The following is a 12,553-nucleotide window of genomic DNA, read 5'->3' as shown; positions in this document are numbered from 1 at the left end:
ACACCTCCTTTGCGTGAACAGTGGTCCCCTCCCGTATTTCTGACAATGGGGAATTTTTGCCAGAACCACGGGAGAAGGCCGCCGCCCGGGACTAGAGCAGTCCCGGAATGATTTCCTCGTCTCGATCCGAGAACGCCGCTTCCTGTTCTTCCAGGAACGAGTTCCAGTTCTCCAAGTTCCAGATCTCAACACGGTTGCCCGTGCCGATCACCGCGAGGTCTCGTTCGAGACCCGCGTACGAACGCAGGTTGGCCGGGATGGAGATCCGTCCCTGGCGATCAGGCTCCTGGTCCACCGCTCCGGACAGGAACACACGCAGGTAGTTGCGTGCCTCCTTGTTGGAGAGCGGTGCCTGGCGGGCCTGCTCCTGCATCTGCATGAACTCGTCAACCTTGAACACGTAGAGGCAACGTTCTTGGCCTCGCGTGATGACCAGGCCGTCCGCGAGCTGGTCGCGGTACTTGGCAGGCAGGATCAGTCGTCCCTTCTCGTCGAGCTTCGGCTCGTAAGTCCCAAGGAACATCTGACACACCTCCCCCTGTCATCAGCTGGCACCACTTTACCCCACTTCCCTCCACATGCAACCGCAAATCACCGGACTGGGGAGGCAATTTCCGCTGGTTAGAGCCAAAAAGTGCGGTGGAGGAGAAATATGACTTTCAGCCTGTTTTCAGACAAGAAAAACCCGGCCGAAGCCGGGTTTCAGATGATGTGGAGGAAAGTGGGGCTATCGCCCGTCCTGATCCCTCCGTCGCTCCCACATCTCTTGCTGGCGCGCCATGAAGGATTCCTTCGAGGTGCTTCGTTGGCTGCCGGCGGAGGGGGTTGGGGCGGGCGCCATTCCGCGCGGGCCCGAGAAGATATAGAGTGCGCCGCCGAGCATGACGACAAAGCCAATGATGCCGAGCCAGCTCATCGAGAAGGCGACTGCGGCGACGAGTACTGCGATGCCAGCAACGGCAATGAAGAGACCAATGACTAGTCTCTTGAGCGAAACCTGGCGGGCAGGCTGAAAAGACTCGGCCAACTTGGGATCCTCATCCCGTAGCTGTTCCTCGAGCTGCGCGAGCATTTCCTGCTCGTATTCTGACAGCGCCATGGAGACCTCCTAGTCATCGTTACTGCATATCATAGCCGTTCATCACCCTTGGGTGATAGCAGAGTGCCGGGTCCCACTACCCCAGAGCCGAACTTCTTCCGGACCGCATCCAGCGCACGTTCAGCCTGCTCCGTCCGCCCATCGTCACCGAGAACGGCGGGAGCTGAATCTCCCGGCTCAATGTTCTCCACACGCACACCAGCCAGGCGCACACCTCCCCTCGGCATCTCCAGGAGCGATGTCGCAACCCGATAGATCTCCGAAGCCAGGTTCGTGGGTGCAACCAGTGTGTGCGATCTTGTGATCGTTGTAAATGACGCATCTCGGATCTTGATACTCACCCGCCACGCAACCAGGTGTCTTTCCCGTAGCCTCCGCGCACACTCGTGGGACTGGTGAAGCATCCGGGTCTCAACCTCGCTCCTCGTGGTGAGCAGGTCGAAGTAGGTTTCTTCCTTACCGATGGACTTCTCGACTCGGGTGCTTTCGACGGGCCGATGATCAATCCCGTTGGCCAGCTCCCAGAGCTTCTTTCCCGACTTCCCAAGCATCCGTTCCAGGTCGTCCTTCGAGAGCTCGCGGATGTCGAGGACGGTAGTGATGCCACGGCTGGCGAGGCGCTTCTGGGTGGCATCACCCACGCCCCACAGGGCGCCGATGGGAAGATCACCGAGGAAGGCCAGTGTCTCGATCTCGGGCACGAGGAGGAAACCATCGGGCTTCGCGTGAGCGGAGGCAATCTTGGCCACGTGCTTCGTTGCGGCAATTCCCACCGAGGCGGGAACCCCCTCCTTTTCTCGAATGGTTCTCCTGATCTCCTTGGCGATCTGGACCGGGGTGTGCTTCCTATCCCCGGACACGTCGAGAAAGGCTTCATCGACCGAGACCTGCTCCAGTAGAGGGGTGAAGGATCCGAGGATCTCCATGACGCGGCGGGAGACGGTGGAATAGATGCCGTGGCGGACTGGGATCATGATGAGATCCGGGCAGAGCCGCTTGGCCTGCGCCACCGGCATAGCAGAGTTCACCCCGTAGGCGCGGGCCTCGTAGGAGGCGGAGGAGATGACGCCCCGGTCCTGACCACCGACGGCAACCGGCTTGCCACGCAGGTGGGGACGCTCGAGCAACTCCACCTCAACAAAGAACGCATCCATGTCGACGTGGAGGATGGGAGTGTGGGAATCGTCGCCGCCTCTCATGCGGCGACCCGCCTGGGATCTCGGAGCCCGTGACATGCCACCTCCCGTAACCTTGAACCTATGGAAGAAACGACGTCGATGAGCATCGCAAGCATTACGGTTGATCCCGATCGACCTTCCCTCCTCACACTCTATCTTGATGGTCTGCCATCATCTGCCCTGGATTTGAACGATCCGGAGTATCTCGAGTTTGAGTACATGCAGCACATGCGCTTGCTGACCGACGCAAGGTTCCCTCACGGCACGAGCATCAAGGGCCTCCACATCGGCGGAGCAGGTTGTGCCCTTGCGAGGGCACTCGACGCCAGCCATCCCAACTCGCGTCAGCTTGCCGTCGAGGTTGACGCGATCCTCTCCACCAAGGTTCGCGAGTGGTTCCCGCTCCCCCGCTCACCCCGCCTTCGAATCCGAAACGCCGAGGGCAGGCAGGTCATGCACGGTCAGGCGGGACGGAACTGGGATGTCATTGTGCGCGACGCGTTCGCGGAGGGCACCGTTCCCTATCACCTCATGACCCAAGAGGCCGCAATCGACGCAAGGAATGCGCTCTCCCCCGACGGCATCTACCTGCTCAATCTGTCCCGTCACTACAAGCCCGAGATCGCCACGATCCTGTCCGTGTTCGACCACGTTGTCGCCATCACCGACCCCGCCATCTGGTCCGGCAAGCGCTACGGGAACATCGTGTTGGGTGCGAGCCGGACCCCGTGGCCTGAGATGACGCGTGAGGTGTACAAGCTTCCGCTCCCTGCACGGATCTACTCAAACCTCAAGCCTTCCGCTTCCCCGTACCACGACCTCCCCGAGGTCGACCTGGGGCTCACAGGCAACTAGCGGCAATCATCAGAACCAATCAAGCACAAGCATTCAGGCTCAACTTTTCGAGATCAGGTACACTCGCTTAGATCGTCGAACGCAGGTACGCGCGCTCAGATTCTCGAGCACACGCATTCGGACTCGAGCATTCAGGCACAAGCGTTACTGCCTAGGAATGACCCTCGGGGCTGGGGGCAGAGGGAGGATTCGTTGCGCTGGGAGCCTCTGAGTCGTGGTCGTCCCAGGACTGGATGAAGTCCTTCTAAGCCTCACTGGCCACGTTTGCGTCATTAGCCACGTCATCGTTAGACGGGTACTCGCCTGTTTCTACCTCGCCGGCACTCACAGCGTGACCTGGAGGGTCCGTCTCCTGAGCGGCGTATACCGGATCCGACTCGGGCTGAGCTGAATCGGCCCCTTGTTGATCTGCGTGGCTGCCGCGGAGAGTGAAGTGCCAGCGCGACTTGCCCTCGTTCCTGCGGTCCCTGCGGTCTTCGGCTCGGGTGATGCGGTCGGCACGGGCTTCCCGCAGGATCCGCTCAATGGCGTCACGCGCGGGAGGAACGGTGATGTCCTTGTCCTGCTCGAAACGCTTGGTTGCCTTGCGCCCCACAAGCAGGAAGCCGGCCACACCAATGGCGATGAAGACGAGCTGTGTTGAGAGCGCGATCCTGAAGTCATCGACAGAGTAGTTGCCGTCCGGTGCTCGCAGGTCAAGAACGAGTCCGATGATGTAGGAGGATACAAGTGCCGCGAAGAAGGCACCCTGGTTGACCAGGCCGTTGGCGACACCGAGTGAGCGGATGGGAACGGAGGTTCGCGCGTAGTCGAACCCGATGCCGGAACCGGATGAACCCAAGGCCATGACAACGAGGAGTACTGCGAACTCCCAGACCTCCACGGGCCGGGGTCTCGTCAGGACATAGATCCACGAGAGAGCAAGGAGTAGCGCGATCGCGACGACCGGCCATCCCCTTCTCAGCGGGTGCCGGGACACCATGCGGGCCACAAGCGGACCTGTGAAGATGCCGGCAACGGAGAAGACAATGAGGACCGCGGCAGAGACCGATTGCTCGATTCCGTTGACCCTCATGAATGGCACGCCCCACAGGAGCAGGAACACGTTGCCCGGGAAGCCGAGGGTGAAGTGCGCCCAGAAACCCTGCCACACACCCGGATGCTTGAGGGTTCCGGAAGAGGTCTTGCCCGTGTTGGGGACGAACTTCTCCTTTTCCCTGATGAAGATCGCGGCAATGAGGCCGACAATGCCGCCGGCGATGCCCAACGAGACGAACGCGGTCTCCCAACCAAAGCGAGCGAGAAGCATCGCGAACGGGAGGGAGGAGATGACCTGCCCGAACTGGCCACAGAACGAGGTCAGCTGAGTGAAGAGTGGGACCCTGCGAGGCGGGAACCATTGCGGGATAAGGCGCAGGACCGACGTGTAGGCCGTGGCATCACCGAGTCCAATGAGGACGCGTGCCGCGAGCGCCGTCGGATAGGTACCTGCAAAGGCAAGCCACAGCTGGCCGGCCGTCAGGATGAGTGCCCCGCCGATGATGATCGGGCGTGAGCCAAAGCGGTCGAGTAGAACCCCGAGGGGAATCTGACATCCGGCATACACGGCGAGCTGGATGACGGTGAACATCGACAGCTCCGCTGCCGAGATATCAAACCTGGATAGTGCGTCGACTGAGGCCACGCCGAAGCTGGTTCGGGCGGCCACCGCCATGATGTAGACGGCTAGGCCAGCTAGCCAGATCCGCATGCTCATTCGTCTTTACGCTTTGCGTGCCTTCCACGCTTGCGGCCCGGGCGCTCCTGGTTACGGCGGGCAAGGAACTGCTCCGCAGCCTCCCCGAGCTCGTCTGCGGTTGGGATGACGGACTTACTCGCATCGGACGGGATGACGAACCCGGAGTTGGGTCCTTCCGTGTCGTACTCCTGCTCGAGTGAAGCGACCAGTCCCTGGAAGTCCTCGTGCTCTCCGTAGTTCGCTTCGATCTGCTCGGTCTCGGACTGGGCGACGCGCTCGATGTCACCAAGCGGTAGCGCGAGTCCAGCATCGTCGGACACGTAGGTGAGGACGGCACCGGCTGCAGAGGCGTACATCGAGTTCACGAGATAGAAGGGCACGCGGGACAGGACGGAGGTGGTTTCGATGCCCGAGGTGCCGAGAGTGTAGGCGAGGAACTCGGAGAAGTTGACCGACTGGATGTACTTCGATTCCTGGTCGGGTTGCGTACGGCGGTAGCCGCGGATCAGGAGGTCGACCGGTCTCGTGTGAGGGATCCCGGAGGGCAGTCCGCCAAGGGCGTAGAACTTCTCGACCCCAAACTGGGTGGCGAGCTGCAGGACGCCTTCGGCGAGGGAGTGCCAGCGCAGGTCTGGTTCGTTGCCGCGTAGCACGAGGAACTTCTCGCCCTCGACGTCCTCGACGAGGTGCACGTCGAGGCGGGGATCGGTCATGCGGGTCATGGCGCCGTTCTCGAACGTGATCATGGGGCGTTCTGAACGGAAGTCAAAAATGAGATCGGGATCGAAGGAGGCAATGATTTCACCCTCGCCGATCGCTTGGCCGACGGCACTTGAGATTCCTCCCGCATCAAACGGACCCCCACCGACCACGCAGATCAGTGTGGAGATCTGCTGTGGGGATTCGTCGGGATCTGACGTGAATTCCAACAGGTCCGTCATGGTCCACCTCCGCTCAAGAATGACAAGATGCCTATCCGTCTTGGATAATTGTATGTCTCATGAGCGATGGAGAAGCAATGGACTCAATTTCTGAGGAGCAGGGCTACGTCGATCAGGCGTACGCGCGCCTCGATTCCCTGAGCGCCGACTACAAGGCAAAGTTGGCGGATATTCGCAAGGAAGGGCGGGGAAGATCGGATGAACTGAATCCGGAGGAGCTGTTCCAGCGGGACTCATTTGCGGCCGACTATGAGGATCACCTCTCACGACTCGCCCACGCTGAACACCAGCTGGTTCTTGGCCGGCTTGACGCGGAAAACGGCGACGTGACACACGTGGGTCGCATCGGCCTTCGTGATGAGGATCGCAGTGTGATTCTTCTTGACTGGAGGGCCCCTCAGGCGGAGCCGTTCTACCAGGCCACGGCACTCAACCCGCTCGGGATGGTGCGCCGCCGCCACATCCAGTCGCGCCTGCGCAAGGTCACGGCCGTCGAGGACGAGCTCCTGACCTCTGACACGGACGCTGCTGCGAACCTCAACCTCACGGGCGAGGGTGCGCTCATGGCGTCCCTCGGTTCTGCCCGCCAGGGCCACATGTCCGATATCGTCGCCACCATCCAGGTTGAGCAGGATCAAATCATCCGCGCCGATTCCACGGGCGTTCTCGTCGTGCAGGGCGGCCCCGGCACCGGCAAGACCGCCGTCGCGCTTCACCGCGCCGCCTACCTTCTCTATGCGCACCGCACTCGCTTCTCACGTTCCGGTGTTCTCATCCTCGGTCCCAGCAACGGGTTCCTTTCCTACATCTCCCGCGTCCTCCCCTCCCTCGGCGAGTCCGATGTCGTCTCCTCCACCGTGGACGGACTCCTGCCCGGGGTCACTCCCACATCCGAGGACTCCCCGGAAGCGGCCGAGATCAAGGGCCGAACCATATGGGCGCAGATCGCCCAACGCGCCGTCGACTACCTGCGCCGCCCGCTGAAGAAGCCCATCAAGCTCCGCATCAACTCACACACGATCGAGCTGAAGCCCGAGTTCGTTGCGCACGGGCACGCCCGTGCCCGCCGCCACGGCGGTCCGCACAACGAGGCGCGTCAGGCCTACGCCCGGACCGTTGTCGACGAGCTGGTCAAGGAGTACCTCGAGGTTTCCGACACCGAGAACCAGGACTGGCTCGTTGCGGACATTGCCTCCGATGAGGACGTGCGCAGGGAAGTGAACCTGCGGTGGCTGCCCGCCACCCACACGTGGCTGCTTGACCACCTCTACGCGCACCCGGAGCTTCTCGCCCAGCTCGCTCCCGAGCTCACGGAGGAGGAACGACGGGTTCTCGTCCGTCCCCGCGGCTCCGGCTTCACCCCCGCTGACATCCCGATCCTCGACGAGCTTGCGGAGCTCCTGGGTGACATCCCCATGGACACGGTCCGGGAAGACAGCCTCGAGGCGTACACGGAAGCAACACTCGCGGGAATGAACCTCGGTGGTGGCATTGTGTCGGCCAAGATGCTGGCAGAGCGCCAGCGCGATGCCGAGGCCACGCACCTGCCCCTCGCTCAGCGAGCCGCCCAGGATCGCACGTGGGCATACGGCCACGTTGTAGTCGACGAGGCCCAGGAACTCTCGCCGCTCGCGTGGCGCATGGTGGCCCGCAGGGTCCCCTCCCGCTCCCTGACGATCGTCGGCGATCTTGACCAGAGAGCCACCGGAGCACCCAAGGGCGGCTGGGAGGAACTGCTTGGTTCCCTGTCCTCTCACCTGAGGGTAGAGGTCCTGACCATCTCCTACCGCACCCCCGCCAGCATCCTCCACGAGGCCGAGGAGGCAATGAACCGCCGCGGCATCACCCTGCACCACCCGGTCAACGCGGTGCGCGAGGTGGAGAACGCGATGCGAGTGGAGCCGCTCGAGACCGCCATCACCAACGAGCTGGCCTTCCTTGAGGACAGCTTCGGTCCCGGCCAGGGTCTCATCGCGATCATTTCCGAGAACCCGCCCGCCATCGACCATCCCCAGATCCACTCGATGACCCCGAGGGAGTCCAAGGGCCTCGAGTTTGACTGTGTCATCATTGATGGGACGATCAAGGAACCCGGTGACCTCTACGTCGCCATGACGCGCCCGACTCAGCACCTCATCCTCACCCCCGGAACGGAGATCTGATGCAGATCAACATTGGACCAGAAGCCACCCGCCTGCCAGAAGACCCCGAGGTCGACGCTCTGATCGAATCTCACGCACCCGAGGACGTAGCGCGACTGCGCCCCGACTCCCCTCTCGCGTGGGCGAATCTTGCTCAGGAGGCGTGGGAGGACGGCGAGGAACTGGAGTCCTACGCCTACGCACGCGTCGGATACCACCGCGGTCTCGACCTGCTCAGGAAGAACGGGTGGCGCGGCACCGGCCCCGTCCCGTACTCACACGTTCCCAACCGTGGTTTCCTCTCGGCGCTCTTCTACCTGGGCCGCGCGGCCGAAGTCATCGGCGAGACGCCAGAAAAGATCCGAATCGACGAATTCCTGGAGACCTGCGATCCCAAGGCACGCGCCGAACTTGATAGATAGTTCTCAAGTGGTGGCACAAAGTTGCCCAATTTGTGGACAGGCGAGGAAGATAGGCCTATGACTCGCGCTCTGCTACTTGAGAATCCCCATTCAAACGCCGATGCTGCCTTCGCTCGTGCCGGTATTGAGGTGGTACGCCACCGCGGTGCCCTCGACGAGAACGACCTCATTGACGCGCTTGATGGTATCGATATCCTCGGTATCCGCTCCAAGACTGAAGTGACCGCCAAGGTCCTGGAAGCACGCCCCGACCTGCTTGCGATCGGTACGTTCGCGATCGGCACGAACCAGATTGACCTGGAAGCCGCCACGAACAAGGGCGTTGCCGTTTTCAACGCTCCCTACTCGAACACGCGCTCCGTCGTCGAGCTCGCAGTTGGCGAGATCATTTCTCTGTCCCGCCGCCTCTCCGTCCAGGACAAGGCCCTCCACCAGGGCATCTGGGAGAAGTCGGCCATTGGTTCTCACGAGGTGCGTGGCCGCACCCTCGGCATCATCGGCTTCGGCAACATCGGCATGCAGCTCTCGGTCGTCGCCGAGGCCTTGGGCATGAGGGTCGTCTTCTACGACACCGCCGAGAAGCTCGTCATCGGTAACGCACGCCGCATGAATAGCCTCGAGGAGCTTCTTGAGGTCGCGGACGTCGTGTCGATCCACGTCGATGGTCGCGCCGAGAACAAGAACTTCTTTGGCGAGAAGCAGTTCGCCATGATGAAGCCCGGTGCCATCTTCCTCAACCTGTCCCGCGGATTCGTTGTCGACGTCGATGCTCTCGCGGCTCGCCTCAAGTCGGGCCAGATCGCCGGCGCTGGCGTTGACGTGTTCCCGACCGAACCCCGTTCGAACGGCGACTCCTTCGAATCGGTTCTCACCGGTCTCGACAACGTCATCCTCACCCCGCACGTCGGTGGTTCCACCGAGGAGGCCCAGCGTGCCATCGGCCTGTTCGTGTCCGAGAAACTGGTCAGCTACTTCCGCAAGGGCGATACGGACATGTCGGTCAACATGCCGCAGATCAACGGATCTCCCGCCCACTCCTCGCGCTACCGCATCGCCTGGGTGCACTCGAACATGCCCGGCGCGCTGGCGAAGGTCAACCAGGTGTTCGCGGAGTCCGGTGCCAACATCGACGCTCAGCAGCTCGCCACCCAGGGGCAGGTCGGCTACATGGTCACCGACATTGCATCCAACATTCCTCAGGATGCTGTTCGCACACTGTCTGAATCTGAACTCACGATTCGCCTTCGCGTTCTGTCACGAGACTAATTCATAGGTTACGTTCAACTTCACGTGTCAAAATGGACAGGTACCGTTTTTACGTGAGAAGGAGAACGCTATGGGGAGAGCCCATTACCCTGCTGGAGTGCCGGACGAGATCGAACTACCGACCGTCCCACTCACCGACCTGCTAGATCGCGCGATCGCGGACTTCCCCAACCGTCACGCCATTGACTTCATCGGTCAGAAGACCACTTATTCGGAGCTTGGCGAGATGGTGAAGAAGACCGCCTCCATGCTGTCCCTCGCAGGGGTGAAGCGCGGTGATGTGGTTGCAGCGATACTCCCCAACTGCACCCAGCACGTGGCCGTTGCCTACGCAACGTGGGCGATCGGGGCAACGCTCGCCGAACACAACCCGCTCGCCTCCACCTCCGAACTCGTTGCTCAGATCGACAACCACGGCGCACACGTCGTGATCGGTTGGGAGCAGACCCTGGAGAAGCTGGCGGACCAGCTTCCCGGTCGCACCATCATCTCCGTCAATCTGACCGCGGCACTTCCGAAGCGGTCGCAGCTCCTTCTCAAGCTCCCCCTCAAGGCAGCACGCGCGCAGCGGGACAAGATGCGAGGCAGGGTTCCCAGCCACGTGTACTCGTTCGAGAAGATGGTGGCGTCCGCCCCAGCCGACTTCGTGGCAGAGGGACCGGAGATAGATGACGTTGCCGTCTACCTTCACACCGGCGGCACCACGGGCACCCCGAAGGCCGTGTGCCTCACCCACTTCAACCTCATGTCCAACTACACCCAGGTCATTGCATGGCTGAATGAGTTTGATCGTGGCGAGGAAACCATCGCCTCCATCCTCCCCTTCTTCCACGCTTTCGGCATGATGCTCTCGCTCGTGCTCTCGATCGGACTCGCGGCCACGCAGAACATTCTTCCCACGTTCGATCCGAAGATGCTCATCGCCTCCAACAAGCGCCACCCCATCACCTTCTTCGCGGGTGTTCCTCCCATGTACGAGAAGATCCTTGCCGAGATGGGAGACGAGAACCCGTTCACGAAGCTCCGCTACTCGGTGTCTGGTGCAATGCCGCTCCTCCCCGAGCTCGCAGACCGCTGGGAGGAGGCTACCGACTCCCTCGTCATCGAGGGCTACGGCATGACCGAGTCTTCTCCGGTCCTCTCCGGCTCCCCGGTCTCACCTGACCGCCGTCCCTCGACGCTCGGTCTCCCGTTCCCCTCCGTTGACGCCAAGATCGTCAATCCGGAGAACATCGAAGAAGAGCTACCGGAAGGCGAAGTTGGCGAACTCCTGGTTCGCGGCCCCAACGTCTTTGTCGGCTACCTCAACCAGCCCGAGGAAACCGCCGCCACCCTCATCGATGGGGAGTGGCTCCGGACGGGTGACCTTGCTCGCTGGGACGATGGCTTCCTGGTCATGGCTGACCGCAAGAAGGAAATGATCATCCGCTCCGGCTTCAACATCTACCCCTCGCAGGTGGAGGAAGTCGTTCGCTCCATGCCGGGTGTCGCCGACGTTGCTGTTGTCGGCGTGCCCGACGGTTCCCGCGGCGAATCCGTTGTGGCGGCTCTCGTTTTCGAGCCCGGTGCCTCCATCGACCTCGAAAACGTCCGCAAGTGGACCCAGGACAAGCTGTCCCACTACTCCATGCCGAAGTCGATTGCCGTCTTTGACGAACTCCCCCGCTCCCAGCTTGGCAAGGTCATGCGTCGTAGCGTCCGCGAACAGCTCGAGAACTTTGAGCTGACCGCGGGTGAATGGCGCAAGAAGCTGACCGAGACCGGTGAGGACCTGAGGGGACGCGCAAACGAACTCCGTCAACAGTTCGACAACGTTGTCAGCAAGAACGCACAGGCAAAGGTCACCGACGAGGAATCAGATACTGACTCGGCGACCAACAACGAAGCCGATACCGCTGCAGACAAGTAAGACAATTCTCTGAAGAGCCGGGCTCCTCAGAGAATAAAGGTAGGGCGGATGGTGCCAATCATGGCAACCATCCGCCCTACACTTCTTGCTCTTGTTCCTGAACCTCGCCATTTAACGACGAATATGAGGTCACCTGAGATCTACGTTTGCTCAGTTTCCTCAGTGCGCTCGAAGGTGAGTTGACGATTCCTACTCGACCGTGGCCTCGACCTTGCTCTGACGTAGCTCCTCGATCGCTTCGTTGAAGTCATCAAGGGTTTCAAAGTTGAGATACACAGACGCGAACCGCAGGTAGGCAATCTGGTCAAGTTCGCGGAGCGGGCCAAGGATGGCTCGACCAATGTCGTCTGAGTTGATATGCGCAGCACCGGTGGCTCGAACGATCTCTTCGACCTGGCTGGCAAGGACCGCTAGGTCATCCCTGCTTACGGGGCGACCCTGGCACGCCTTCAGCACGCCATCAATGATTTTTTCTCGGAAGAACGGTTCCGTCACACCGGAACGCTTCACCACAACGAGCGAGGCTGTTTCTGTCGTTGTGAACCTGCGCTTACATGCCGGGCATTCGCGACGCCGGCGAATCGCCTGTCCCTCATCGAGGGAGCGCGAGTCGATTACTCGGGAGTCGGTGTTATGACAGAAGGGGCAATGCATTCTGCCATTTTACACGGGGTGTCTAGAGGGAGAGCCAGAGTTGAAGGCCAATAGCGAAGGCCACGGAGGCGGCAACAATAACGCCGACCTTCAGTGCTCCCACGAGGCGCTCGAGGCCCTGGTGCTCGGTGCTGACAACGCGCTCGTGCTGTTCCGACACAACGGAGAGGCGCGGACGGGGCGCGGGAGCCACCGGTGACAACTGCGGGACGTCAATCGCCGGCTTCGCAGAAACTGCGCGAAGTCGAGGCAGATTCACGGGCTGCAACTCAGTCTGCTGGGGCTTCGTAACAAGAAGAGCACTCATGGCTGATCTCCTTTTTCTCTCTCGAACATTTGTTCCCGAACAA

At 61.4% G+C, this 12,553-nt stretch carries 12 protein-coding genes; 5 read left to right on the top strand and 7 right to left on the bottom strand.

Annotation, left to right across the window (positions count from 1 at the left end; all coding sequences use genetic code 11):
• Positions 1-91 precede the first annotated feature (91 nt).
• The 3 genes from mraZ to dinB form a co-directional block, all read right to left on the bottom strand.
• Positions 92-523, bottom strand: a complete 432-nt coding sequence (gene mraZ / locus QMB98_RS04385; protein ID WP_371684454.1) for a division/cell wall cluster transcriptional repressor MraZ — start codon at positions 521-523, stop codon at positions 92-94.
• A gap of 204 nt (positions 524-727) precedes the next feature.
• The gene (locus tag QMB98_RS04380) at positions 728-1,099 is read right to left on the bottom strand and encodes a DUF3040 domain-containing protein (RefSeq protein ID WP_371684453.1); all 372 of its coding nucleotides are present in this window, start codon (positions 1,097-1,099) and stop codon (positions 728-730) included.
• A 29-nt stretch (positions 1,100-1,128) separates the two neighbouring features.
• Positions 1,129-2,334, bottom strand: coding sequence for a DNA polymerase IV (gene dinB, locus QMB98_RS04375; protein WP_371684452.1), 1,206 nt, complete (start codon positions 2,332-2,334; stop codon positions 1,129-1,131).
• Between the two features lie 24 nt (positions 2,335-2,358).
• On the opposite strand from dinB, the gene QMB98_RS04370 reads away from it, so the two are divergent.
• Positions 2,359-3,132: a spermidine synthase gene (locus tag QMB98_RS04370; protein WP_371684451.1), complete on the top strand. Its 774-nt coding sequence runs from the start codon at positions 2,359-2,361 to the stop codon at positions 3,130-3,132.
• Positions 3,133-3,376: 244 nt separating this feature from the next.
• Here QMB98_RS04370 and QMB98_RS04365 read toward each other — a convergent pair whose 3' ends face one another.
• Together QMB98_RS04365 and QMB98_RS04360 are read right to left on the bottom strand one after the other, a co-directional pair.
• Positions 3,377-4,882, bottom strand: coding sequence for a nitrate/nitrite transporter (locus QMB98_RS04365; RefSeq protein ID WP_371684450.1), 1,506 nt, complete (start codon positions 4,880-4,882; stop codon positions 3,377-3,379).
• Positions 4,883-4,884: 2 nt separating this feature from the next.
• A complete protein-coding gene (locus QMB98_RS04360) occupies positions 4,885-5,811 on the bottom strand; it encodes a PAC2 family protein (RefSeq protein ID WP_371684449.1) in 927 nt (308 codons plus the stop codon).
• Positions 5,812-5,888: 77 nt separating this feature from the next.
• On the opposite strand from QMB98_RS04360, the gene QMB98_RS04355 reads away from it, so the two are divergent.
• From QMB98_RS04355 to QMB98_RS04340, 4 genes are all read left to right on the top strand, one after another.
• Positions 5,889-7,973 (top strand): UvrD-helicase domain-containing protein, encoded by a 2,085-nt coding sequence (locus tag QMB98_RS04355; protein WP_371684448.1) that lies wholly within the window; start codon positions 5,889-5,891, stop codon positions 7,971-7,973.
• The gene (locus QMB98_RS04350; protein WP_371684447.1) at positions 7,973-8,374 is read left to right on the top strand and encodes a DUF3151 domain-containing protein; all 402 of its coding nucleotides are present in this window, start codon (positions 7,973-7,975) and stop codon (positions 8,372-8,374) included. The genes QMB98_RS04355 and QMB98_RS04350 overlap by 1 nt, the downstream gene beginning before the upstream one ends.
• A gap of 57 nt (positions 8,375-8,431) precedes the next feature.
• Positions 8,432-9,640, top strand: a complete 1,209-nt coding sequence (serA, locus tag QMB98_RS04345; protein ID WP_371684446.1) for a phosphoglycerate dehydrogenase — start codon at positions 8,432-8,434, stop codon at positions 9,638-9,640.
• Between the two features lie 70 nt (positions 9,641-9,710).
• Positions 9,711-11,549: an AMP-binding protein gene (locus tag QMB98_RS04340; RefSeq protein ID WP_371684445.1), complete on the top strand. Its 1,839-nt coding sequence runs from the start codon at positions 9,711-9,713 to the stop codon at positions 11,547-11,549.
• A 189-nt stretch (positions 11,550-11,738) separates the two neighbouring features.
• Here the strand turns inward: QMB98_RS04340 and nrdR are convergent, their stop codons facing one another.
• Both nrdR and QMB98_RS04330 read right to left on the bottom strand, forming a co-directional pair.
• Positions 11,739-12,203, bottom strand: a complete 465-nt coding sequence (gene nrdR / locus QMB98_RS04335; protein WP_371684444.1) for a transcriptional regulator NrdR — start codon at positions 12,201-12,203, stop codon at positions 11,739-11,741.
• 22 nt (positions 12,204-12,225) lie between these two features.
• Positions 12,226-12,510, bottom strand: a complete 285-nt coding sequence (locus tag QMB98_RS04330) for a hypothetical protein (protein ID WP_371684442.1) — start codon at positions 12,508-12,510, stop codon at positions 12,226-12,228.
• Between the last annotated feature and the right edge of the window lie 43 nt (positions 12,511-12,553).

The sequence above is a fragment of the Flaviflexus sp. genome (genome assembly GCF_041440645.1).
GTDB lineage: Bacteria > Actinomycetota > Actinomycetes > Actinomycetales > Actinomycetaceae > Flaviflexus.
Note: the sequence above shows the minus strand (reverse complement) of the source record. Positions and strands in the feature narration are given on the sequence as shown.

What these genes read in the sequence shown, in the direction of transcription:
- QMB98_RS04360 (WP_371684449.1), bottom strand. Translation starts at nt 5,811, where the DNA reads ATGACGGACCTGTTGGAATTCACGTCAGATCCCGACGAATCCCCACAG.
- QMB98_RS04350 (WP_371684447.1), top strand. Translation starts at nt 7,973, where the DNA reads ATGCAGATCAACATTGGACCAGAAGCCACCCGCCTGCCAGAAGACCCC.
- QMB98_RS04330 (WP_371684442.1), bottom strand. Translation starts at nt 12,510, where the DNA reads ATGAGTGCTCTTCTTGTTACGAAGCCCCAGCAGACTGAGTTGCAGCCC.
- QMB98_RS04355 (WP_371684448.1), top strand. Translation starts at nt 5,889, where the DNA reads ATGGACTCAATTTCTGAGGAGCAGGGCTACGTCGATCAGGCGTACGCG.
- serA (WP_371684446.1), top strand. Translation starts at nt 8,432, where the DNA reads ATGACTCGCGCTCTGCTACTTGAGAATCCCCATTCAAACGCCGATGCT.
- QMB98_RS04370 (WP_371684451.1), top strand. Translation starts at nt 2,359, where the DNA reads ATGGAAGAAACGACGTCGATGAGCATCGCAAGCATTACGGTTGATCCC.
- mraZ (WP_371684454.1), bottom strand. Translation starts at nt 523, where the DNA reads ATGTTCCTTGGGACTTACGAGCCGAAGCTCGACGAGAAGGGACGACTG.
- nrdR (WP_371684444.1), bottom strand. Translation starts at nt 12,203, where the DNA reads ATGCATTGCCCCTTCTGTCATAACACCGACTCCCGAGTAATCGACTCG.
- QMB98_RS04380 (WP_371684453.1), bottom strand. Translation starts at nt 1,099, where the DNA reads ATGGCGCTGTCAGAATACGAGCAGGAAATGCTCGCGCAGCTCGAGGAA.
- QMB98_RS04340 (WP_371684445.1), top strand. Translation starts at nt 9,711, where the DNA reads ATGGGGAGAGCCCATTACCCTGCTGGAGTGCCGGACGAGATCGAACTA.
- QMB98_RS04365 (WP_371684450.1), bottom strand. Translation starts at nt 4,882, where the DNA reads ATGCGGATCTGGCTAGCTGGCCTAGCCGTCTACATCATGGCGGTGGCC.
- dinB (WP_371684452.1), bottom strand. Translation starts at nt 2,334, where the DNA reads ATGTCACGGGCTCCGAGATCCCAGGCGGGTCGCCGCATGAGAGGCGGC.